This window comes from Abditibacteriota bacterium, assembly GCA_017552965.1.
Classification (GTDB): Bacteria; Armatimonadota; UBA5829; order UBA5829; family UBA5829; genus RGIG7931.
This window is the reverse complement of sequence record JAFZNQ010000061.1, coordinates 22,574-31,871: the sequence shown is the minus strand read 5'-3', so window position 1 is coordinate 31,871 and position 9,298 is coordinate 22,574. Positions and strand designations below refer to the sequence as shown.

Genomic DNA, 9,298 nt, shown 5'->3' with positions numbered 1-9,298 from the left:
GTATGCCTTTTTGAGTGATTCAAAGACATTAATATCGTATAAAAGATAAAGACTATATGAAACAGACCAAACTATGGATGCTTGCCGCCATCCTGACACTTTGCGGCACCACCTGTCTGCGGGCACAAGTGATGAAGACCGAAGACCTGGTGCCCTTTGACAGCTACCTGCACGAAACAGGCAGCTACGTGGTGGCCAGGCGCATGATGAACGCCGACGCTCCCGGCAGAGCCGAGCACATCACTGTCAACAACCCTCTGGCCCTCAAGCTGGGCAACACAGAGGTGGGCGACAGCTATGAGCGCTACAACGCCGAAGTGTCCTCCAACGGCCTGCCCATAGGCAAGAAGATCAGTGACTACGGCGTGGATCTGGGCGAGTACGATCACGGTATGTTCACGCCCCTCACCGACCTTTTCAAGGTGGCTGACAGGTCCATGACCGCCGTGAACCCGGTGAGATTCGGCAAGAACGGTCTCAGCGTTCCCGATGACGATCAGTTCTACGCCGAGCCCTTCCCCTGGGAATACGGGAGAGGCTCCGCCGACTATCCGAATATATCCGGCGACAACGTGTACGCCTTTACGGGCGACAGCGCCGAGCTGGACGCCATATCCCTGGAGACCAAGCATGCCTGGAGCACCGTGTCCGCCAACAAGGACCCCTATTTCAACGGGCGCACCGGCAAGGTGAACTCGGGCGACTATACCGCCGTCAGGTATCAGGTGGATATCCCCAGATACCAGCCGGCCATGAAGAGATACGAGGCCAACGCCGTGATCTACATCGACGTGAACGGCGACGGCAAGTTCAACAAGAACGGTCCCATGTATAATGGCGACGGCCTTAAGGAGATCTTCCATGACAATCCCGGCGACGAGCCTTACAGAGTGTGCCAGGTTTACTTTGGCATCAAGCCCGACGCCACCATCAATCTCTACGCCGATTCCATGGACTTCGGCGACCAGGCCCACGGCGTAGGCTATCCTCTGGCTATGAACGGTATATTCTATCCGTTCTACAACCGCATCCTGGGCAACCATGACGGCGAGATCAACAGCCTGCTCTACAGAAAGCCCGAGATCAGCAGGTTCTTCCAGCCCTTCAAGATCACCAACGAGGGCAACATGAACCTGTATGACGTGGGCATCACCAAGCAGCCTCTGTTTGCCGCCAAGATGGACAGCTCCTTCAGTATGGCGGGCGAGGGAGTCAAGAGCTCCGGCGCCTACACCGGCAACTGGAAGGACGCCCTGAGAATACATGAGAACAACATAGTATCCAGTCTGGACTACCGGATATACTCGGATATGACGGACAACAATTCGAACGATCTGAGCCTGATATATCCCTTCTCGTCCAACAGGAAGAATCTGAACGACAAGCTGGCGGCAGGCGCCACCTTTACCCTGACCAAGCCCAGAGTGGGCGACACGGACGAGATGGCTCTCACCATGCCCGACTCTGCCAAGATCCGGGGCAAGAAGTTCGACGAAAACAACGACTACAACCGGTCCAGGACGGGCTACGAGCTGCTGATGCAGTATGTCAACGAGCCCAGGCTGGCTGTATCCGTGCCCATCGGAACTCCCATGGGACAGTATATGACCAGATATCCGCTGCAGGCCATAGGCACCTTCTACAACAAGGAAGACGACAAGGCCGTGACCGTCAGCTCCGCCGAGGGCCTCAGCCTGAACGTCAACGTCACCGAGGCTCAGATCACGGGTCAGCCTTCCGACAGACGGTCGGCTCTGGCATCCCTGTATCACATCGGCGGCTTTGCTCCCGGCACCAGCGGCAAGACCTTCTTCAACTATGACGATTGTACCGACACGGCTCCCTTTGCCTTCCAGACTCCGGACGGCAAGGTGGGCATGGCCTGGGCATCCAACTTCTATGCTCTGGACCACGCTTCCGGCGCATCCACGGACGACGAGCTGTCACTGGCTCCTTCCAACATCTCTGTGGGCACCATGAAGAACCTGGCCGAGGTGGAGGACTACGTCCGCGCCAACGTGGGCGACACGAGACATTATTATGAGAGAGACAAGTGGTGGAACACCGGAGATCTGTTCGCCGGACCCGACGGCTGGCCCGATGAGCTGATGGTCTCGTCCAACAGCGACGATGTGCAGGTGTCCTATTGGCAGGACGGCATCAAGGCCGCCAACCTGAATCAGCCCAGCTACTTCGACGCCGGCGGCAGCCAGTGGCTCACCTTCATAGGCAAGGCCCAGCTGGCCGACGGTAACGGCGACATACTGCCCGGCGGCTTCGAAAACCGCATATTCTACGGCAACTGTTCCGCTGACGCCGGCATAGGCGTGCCCGACAGCGTGGAATGGCTGAGACATCTGGACGCCACCAAGGAGAAGAGATTCCCCGTGATGACGGCCTTTGAGCAGAGCGACAGAAAGTGGTTCTTCTACCAGACCGACGAGGGCGGCAAGTCCGCTATCGCCTACACCACCGACGATACCGACGGACTGGCCAACATGCCCACCGGCTGGCTGGAGTCCAACACTGTGGACGGCTTCACCCTGGAGAACAAGGTGCGGGTGCCCGACGGCATCTCCACCGTAGGCAAGCCCAACGTGATGCCCTTCACCAAGAACGGCAAGCGCTATATGGACCTGGTCTATACCGGCACCAACACGGTGACCGGCGCCACGGACGTGTACTACACCCGCTACAGCGCCGAGTTCAACCAGAACGGCGTATGCGGCCTGAGCCAGGGCGCAGAACCCCTGCCCAGAATGTTTGACGAGCTGAGACGCGACGCCAAGTACGACTTCTTCGTGGCCAAGGGCCTGGCCTGGGTGCGCCAGAACACCAACGGCGATATCCCGGTCAAGGACCTGCCTGCAGTGTCCGTGGGTATCGGCTGGAACGACGCCGAGCAGAAATATAACAAGTATATTGATATATTCACCGGCCGGCGCATCAACGACTTCAGCATAGTTGACTGGGAGCAGGGCAGGCTGAACAAGCTGCCGCTCTTCACCACCATGACTCCCGAAAGCGGAGCCAGCTATCCCAGGTTCAGCTATGACAACGCTACCAACCTGATGACCATCGAGTACGCTCCCGGCTCCGAGGCTCAGACCGAGCTGGGCAAGACTCTGGTGGACTTCTCTTCGGGTATCATCAGATTTACCGACGTCAGCTCCATGAGAGAGCAGGGCAACAGCCTGGCCGAGGGCACCAGCGTGATGTATGACAAGCCTATATCGGTGTATGCATCCTACGTGCCTCAGACCATCTCTCTCACCGACGGCGTGGGCATGAACGACGGAGGCTTTGCCTTCTGGGATGACAACGTGAACGCCGGTACCGTGATGTGGAGAAAGACCGCTTCGGACGACACCTCCAACGGCCTGTACTACAAGGTGTTCCGCACCGTCAGCGATCCCAACGATCAGGACCGCACCGGCTGGGGCGAATTCATCAGCCAGAAAAAGCTGACCTCCGAAGCTTCCGCCAGCGTCAACGAGAACTCCATCTCCGGCTTCTACGACTGGAGGACCGGCGGAGGCTACGGCAAGTTGTGGATCTTCTGGACCGGTACCAGGAGCGGCCAGTCCGCTGTGTACTACGCCACCACGGCTCTCAATATGAATTGATCACTGTGATCAGCGCGAGGCTGCTGCTGCAGCCTCGCTTTTTTTTGCCCGGGCGCCCCGAAAAAAACCAAAAATATTTTGCCCGGGCATTTGACACGGCAAACAAAAGTGTGATACACTGTATATGTGATGAGTGACGCTCAGGCTTTACGGCCCGGGCCGCAGCTTCCGATATATAGGGGCGGCGGCGCCCGCCGGCCAAAGTTTTTTGCGTATTTATTGAGAAAAAGTAAGTAAACTATTTACATAGTCCGAGTTTTTCAAGTATAATATATTTGTAGTTAGTAAATCAGTCAGGCTTGCCATAGGGATTTTTTACCCGGTTGAGCCCTGATTTACTGTCATCGTCACTATATATATGATATAATATAGATATACCCTTGCTTGTGACTGTCTAAGGGTGTCAAAATTTCTATTAAGCAGGAATTGATCATGAGTAAAGAAAACACTGTATTAAAAGGCAGTATGGTCGGCATCGACATCGGCAACGATACCGTCAAGATCGCCGAGGTCAAGGCTGACGGCAAAGCTTTGCAGATCACCGGTCTTGCCAGTCAGGCTCTGCCTGCCGGAGCAGTAACGGGCGAAGCCATCCAGAACGCCAAGGAGATCGGACAGATCATCAAGGACATGGTGAAGGCAAGCGGTATATCCTCGAAGAAATGCGTGATCTCTTATACCGGCTCCAACAGGGTCATGTCCAAGATATTCGACGTCACCCGGTCCGACAAGGAAAAGGCCGTGACCGCCAGCGTGCGCTATGAGATAGAGAGAGTGTTCCCCTTCGGCGCCGGCGACACCGAGATGGCCTATGCCGAGATACCTGCCGACGACATAGAGCCCACCGCCATGCGGACCTATGTCACTGCTGCTCACAGAGCTCTGGTCCAGGGCCTGCTGGACGTAGTGCTGGCCGCAGGGCTCACTCCAGTGGCCATCGAGACCTCCGGCCTGGCAGCCGGCCGCTCTCTGATACCCATGGCCGCCGACGAGGGCAAGATCACTGCTATACTGAATATAGGCGCCCAGAAGACGGAGATGTCCATCTTCTCCGGCACTTCCATCATCAGCCAGGCCTACTCCTTTGACTGCTGCGGCTCCACCCTCACCGATGCGGTGGCCGAAGCCATGGAGGTGGACTTTGCCGAGGCCGAGGAGGCCAAGCGCAATCTGGCTTATATCGACATCAATCAGATAGAGGAGTTCCTGGACAAGGAAGAGGAAGAGGTCAGCTTTGACGAAGGCGAGTTCGACACGCCTTTTGACGATCCCGACTACAACCCGCTGATCAGCGAGAGCGCCGATGACGACATTGGCGAGGACTTCAGCTTCGACCAGGGCTTCGACACCGACTTTACCGAAGGCGGCGAGGAAGAGTATTACGCAGATCCCAACACCTCCGAGCCCGAGCCGGATCCCACCCAGAACGTGGAGCCCGAGGCCGGCTTTGAGGGACAGGAAGGCGAGGCCCAGGACGGTCAGGAGTTTGCCTTTGACGGCTCCGAGAGCGATTCGGAAAAGGTGCTCATGGCCATACTGCCCAGGCTGCTGGATCTGTCCAGAGAGGTGAGAGTGCAGCTGGAGGACTACTATTCCACCACCAACAAGGTGGTTGACAAGCTGGTCATCACCGGCGGCACTGCCGGCATCCACGGTCTGGAGCTCATGTTCGGCAGACAGGTGGGTCTGGAGTGCGTAAAGGCTGACATATCCGCCAATTATACGGTGGCAAGCAATGCAGGCGGCAATATCAACGGACTGAACACCATCTACCCCGTTGCTATCGGCCTGGCCACCAGAGACTTGGTAGAATAAAGGCACAAAGGAGTTGGATTAATGTATATAAAGATTAATCTTTTGCCTAAGAGTTATTACGAAAAGAAGGCGGCCCTCAAGCTGATCCCTCTCTTCGTACTGATTCTTGCTCTTGTTTTGGGAGGGCTGTACGGCTACAAGGTCAAGGTCATCGACACCGAGATAGCCGATCTTGACAGCAAGATAGCCGTCGCAAAGGATATACAGGCAAAAGTAAATGCTTTAAACGCCGAGGTTGAGGCCAAGAGAGCAGAGGTGGCGTTCTACACCAAGCGTGTGGACTTCATGGACTCTGTCATGAGCTTCAACCAGAACATACCCTCCGTATTTGAGAAGGTGGCCATGTGGACCTATGACAAGGTGCAGTACACCAGTCTCGGTACCGACGGCTCTTCCGTGACCATACAGGGCAGGGCCAGGAGTCTGGACGACATCGGCAGATATATCCTGAACCTGTACAAGGCCGGCGGAGTCTTTACCAACATCTCTCTCTCCGTGGCGGGTCTCGGCAGCGGCGGCGGCTCCGGCTTTGGCGGCGGCATGGGCGCTATGTCTCCCACTATGCCGACTACGCCGAGTATGCCTTCTATGCCCAGCACACCCAGCTTGCCCAGCACTCCCGGGCTGAATACCAGCGGAGCTCTGACTCCTCCCAATATGCCCAGCACGCCCAGCATGCCCAGCATGCCCGGTATGCCCGGCATGGGAGCAGGCGCAGCTACGGCTTCTGCCGGCAGCGGCTCCATCAGCATGAACGGCGTTGCCACCAGCGGCTGGATCACCTTTACCATCAATGCCGCTCTGAAAGAAACTCTGAGAAAGCCTGACGTCAGCTCTATATCCGGCGGCGCTGCTGTTGCCAGTACCGGTATGGGAGGCGCTATGAGCCCTACTATGCCCACCACGCCTTCTATGCCCAGCATGCCTACCATGCCTACTACTCCCAGCACGCCCAGCCTGCCCAGCACTCCCGGCCTGAATACCAGCGGAGCTCTGACTCCTCCTGCGCCGAATCTGACACCGGGTAAATAGGAGGCATAGTATATGAAGAATTTGTTTAACAGATTGGTCGTTACCATCGTAAGCCTTGTGATCATTGCCGGCGCCGGCTATGCTCTGTGGCATTTCCAGGTCCAGCCTGCCAAGGAGACTCTGGAGGCCCGCAGGACCGAATACGAAGGCATCAAGCAGTATGACGAGGCCAAGCTTGCCCAGACCCGCACCTACAAGGAAGAGGAGTTTGCCAAGCTGGAGATGGACGTAGCCAAGTATCAGGACTATATGAACCGCTTTATGCCTATGCTGGACTTCAGCCGCAGAGACGTGGGTATGATCTCCTATTGGCATGAGACCACCGGTATCGGCAGCACCATCGTGACCAACTTTGCCCGCAAGGACCCTGTGGTCACAGTCAACGCGGCTTCGCTCAGCGTGCCCGCTGCTCCCACCAACCCCAACGACAGCCTGTTCGATCAGGACATCATCACCTATTCGGGCAGCGTGTCCGTGACCGGAGACTTCAGGAGCATCCTGGACAACATAGTCCGCTGGTCCAGAGCCCCCAGACTGGTGCTGGTGGATCCCGCTATCACCATGACCATGAACGGCAACGATCCCAACAGTGTGTCCGCTTCGTACAATATTACCTGCTACGTATTCCCGAGAGCTACGGGCGGAGCCAAGATCGAGCTGGCTCCCGGCGGCGGCGCTGCAGGCGCTGTGTCCATGGGAGGCGGTATGAGCCCCACTATGCCCACCACGCCTTCTATGCCCAGCATGCCTACCATGCCCAGTACGCCCACCATGCCCAGTACTCCCAGTACGCCCAGCACGCCTCTGCCGAGTACACCCGGACTGGACACCAGCGCCCCTCTGACGCCTATGTAGGCCCGGACGGCCCTGTTAGTGAACACTGCAGCAAAGTCTGATAATAATATTTGAAAAGCGAGAACAGTTAATGGAAAAGTTAAATGAACTTTTAAAGGATAGAAATAATCAGCTCATCGCCATAGCTATAGTAGTCGTTATTATAGTGATCGCGGTGGTGGCCATATTTCTTTCCTCCGGCAAGTCCGGCTCCAAGGGGGATGCGACTCCCGATCCCAGTACTGTCGGTCTCATAAGTCCCACTGCCGGCGCGCCCTCGCCTACGACAGGCGCTCCCGGATCCACCGGAACGTCGAACCTGACTGCTCCTCTCACACCTCCTATGCCCGGTGTGACCGGAGTCACGGCGAATCCTACCGTGTCTGCTCCTGCCGCTTCTGCTGCTCCTGCGGCCGCGGCTGCGGAGCCCGAGAAGAAGGCCAGCATCCAGGGTCCCATGGAGCCCGGCAAGGCAGATCCCTTTGCTCCCGCGGGCACAGGCACTGTCAACAGGACCAAGACCATGGGCAACAAGATCAAGACCAGGTTCGTGCCTTCCTTCCCCACCAGCCTGTATTCCGTGGCTTTCACCGAGGTGGACTACGGTTCGCTGGGCAAGCTGCTGAAGGCCAAGAGCGCCAAGGAGCTGGAGGAAGAAGAGAGAGCCAAGGCCGGCGAGATACCCAAGCCTACCAACATCAGACTTTCCGGTATTATGACCATGAGCGGCAGCGTCAAGGTGGCCATGTTTGAGATCCTGGACGGTACCGGCGACAATATGGAATCCTGCAGAGTCGGCGAAAAGCTGACCATCGGATATGACATGAAGGGTGACAAGGTCACCGCCACTGTCAAAGAGATCAATGATGACGAAGAATACGCCATCCTGGAGCCCGATCAGGGCAAAGTGGTCAGATGGAAGTATTCCGTCACGGCAGGCAATCAGACCTCGCCCTACGGCACAGGCTACGGTACCGGTATGGGCGGCTACGGCACGGGAATGGGCGGCTACGACACCATGGGTACCATGGGCGGTATGACCATGCCCACACCCACCATGCCTACTCCTACAATGCCCGGTATGGGCGGCGGATACGACACCATGGGCGGTATGTCTATGCCTACCCCCACTATGCCTACGCCCACCATGCCTACGCCTACCATGCCCATGGGTATGGGATATTAGAACACAGAATACAGCTATATTTGCCAATATTTCGGAGGAATGGAAATGCACAAGCTTACTAAATTGTTTTTAGTTCTGACGCTGATAGCCTGCTCACTGGCTATGTACGCTCAGGAGAAGATCTCTGTCAACTACAGAAATCAGGAAGTTCGCAGCGCTATCAAGCAGCTGTGCTCTCAGAACGGTAAGGACTACACTATAGAGACTTCCGTCATGGGCAACGTTACCTGCCAGGTGACCGACAAGGATTTTGAGACCATTCTCGGCATCATCTGCGACCAGGTCAACGCCACCTACAAGTATGAGAACGGCATATACAAGATCACTTCCAACAGAGGCGGCTACGGCACTATGGGCGGCACCATGGGTACTATGGGCACTATGGGGACCATGGGTACCATGGGCACGATGGGCACCATGGGAGGCACTATGAATCCTATGGGCACCATGGGCGGCACCATGGGCACCACTGGTATGGGCACGATGGGCGGCATGACCAATCCCTCCATCGCCGTGACCAGCACTCCCGTGAGAGAGTTTGCCATGATCCAGCTCACCTACAACCATCCTGCAGAAATGCTGGATATGATGACCGGCGAGCTCTACGTTGACGTGGCCTTCTCCGGCACCGGCGGCACCAGCGGCTCCAGCAGCTCCAGCAGCACCAGCAGCAGCAGAGGCACCAGCAGCGGCAGCAACAGAAGCAATGACTCCAGCTCCAGCAGCCGCTCCAGCAGCCGCTCCAGCAGCTCCAGCAGCAGCTCGTCCAGCAGAAGCTCTTCGAGCAGCTCCAGAAGCAGATAAA

6 protein-coding genes are annotated in these 9,298 nt (G+C 56.8%); all 6 read left to right on the top strand.

Features of this window, described 5'->3' with window-relative positions:
• The first annotated feature begins 56 nt into the window (after positions 1-56).
• The 6 genes from IK083_05845 to IK083_05820 all read left to right on the top strand — a co-directional run bounded on the left by IK083_05845 (position 57) and on the right by IK083_05820 (position 9,297).
• Positions 57-3,626, top strand: a complete 3,570-nt coding sequence (locus IK083_05845) for a hypothetical protein (protein ID MBR4749075.1) — start codon at positions 57-59, stop codon at positions 3,624-3,626.
• A gap of 432 nt (positions 3,627-4,058) precedes the next feature.
• The gene (gene pilM / locus IK083_05840; protein MBR4749074.1) at positions 4,059-5,441 is read left to right on the top strand and encodes a pilus assembly protein PilM; all 1,383 of its coding nucleotides are present in this window, start codon (positions 4,059-4,061) and stop codon (positions 5,439-5,441) included.
• Between the two features lie 21 nt (positions 5,442-5,462).
• Positions 5,463-6,473, top strand: a complete 1,011-nt coding sequence (locus tag IK083_05835; GenBank protein ID MBR4749073.1) for a PilN domain-containing protein — start codon at positions 5,463-5,465, stop codon at positions 6,471-6,473.
• Between the two features lie 12 nt (positions 6,474-6,485).
• Complete coding sequence (locus tag IK083_05830) at positions 6,486-7,328, top strand: hypothetical protein (GenBank protein MBR4749072.1); 843 nt, start codon at positions 6,486-6,488, stop codon at positions 7,326-7,328.
• A gap of 70 nt (positions 7,329-7,398) precedes the next feature.
• On the top strand, positions 7,399-8,493 hold the full coding sequence (locus IK083_05825; protein ID MBR4749071.1) for a hypothetical protein: 1,095 nt from the start codon (positions 7,399-7,401) through the stop codon (positions 8,491-8,493).
• Positions 8,494-8,538: 45 nt separating this feature from the next.
• A complete protein-coding gene (locus IK083_05820) occupies positions 8,539-9,297 on the top strand; it encodes a hypothetical protein (protein MBR4749070.1) in 759 nt (252 codons plus the stop codon).
• The last annotated feature ends 1 nt before the right edge of the window (position 9,298 follow it).

Excerpts from the sequence above, each read along its gene's own strand:
- pilM (MBR4749074.1), top strand. The coding sequence starts at position 4,059 with ATGAGTAAAGAAAACACTGTATTAAAAGGCAGTATGGTCGGCATCGAC.
- IK083_05845 (MBR4749075.1), top strand. The coding sequence starts at position 57 with ATGAAACAGACCAAACTATGGATGCTTGCCGCCATCCTGACACTTTGC.
- IK083_05820 (MBR4749070.1), top strand. The coding sequence starts at position 8,539 with ATGCACAAGCTTACTAAATTGTTTTTAGTTCTGACGCTGATAGCCTGC.
- IK083_05830 (MBR4749072.1), top strand. The coding sequence starts at position 6,486 with ATGAAGAATTTGTTTAACAGATTGGTCGTTACCATCGTAAGCCTTGTG.
- IK083_05835 (MBR4749073.1), top strand. The coding sequence starts at position 5,463 with ATGTATATAAAGATTAATCTTTTGCCTAAGAGTTATTACGAAAAGAAG.
- IK083_05825 (MBR4749071.1), top strand. The coding sequence starts at position 7,399 with ATGGAAAAGTTAAATGAACTTTTAAAGGATAGAAATAATCAGCTCATC.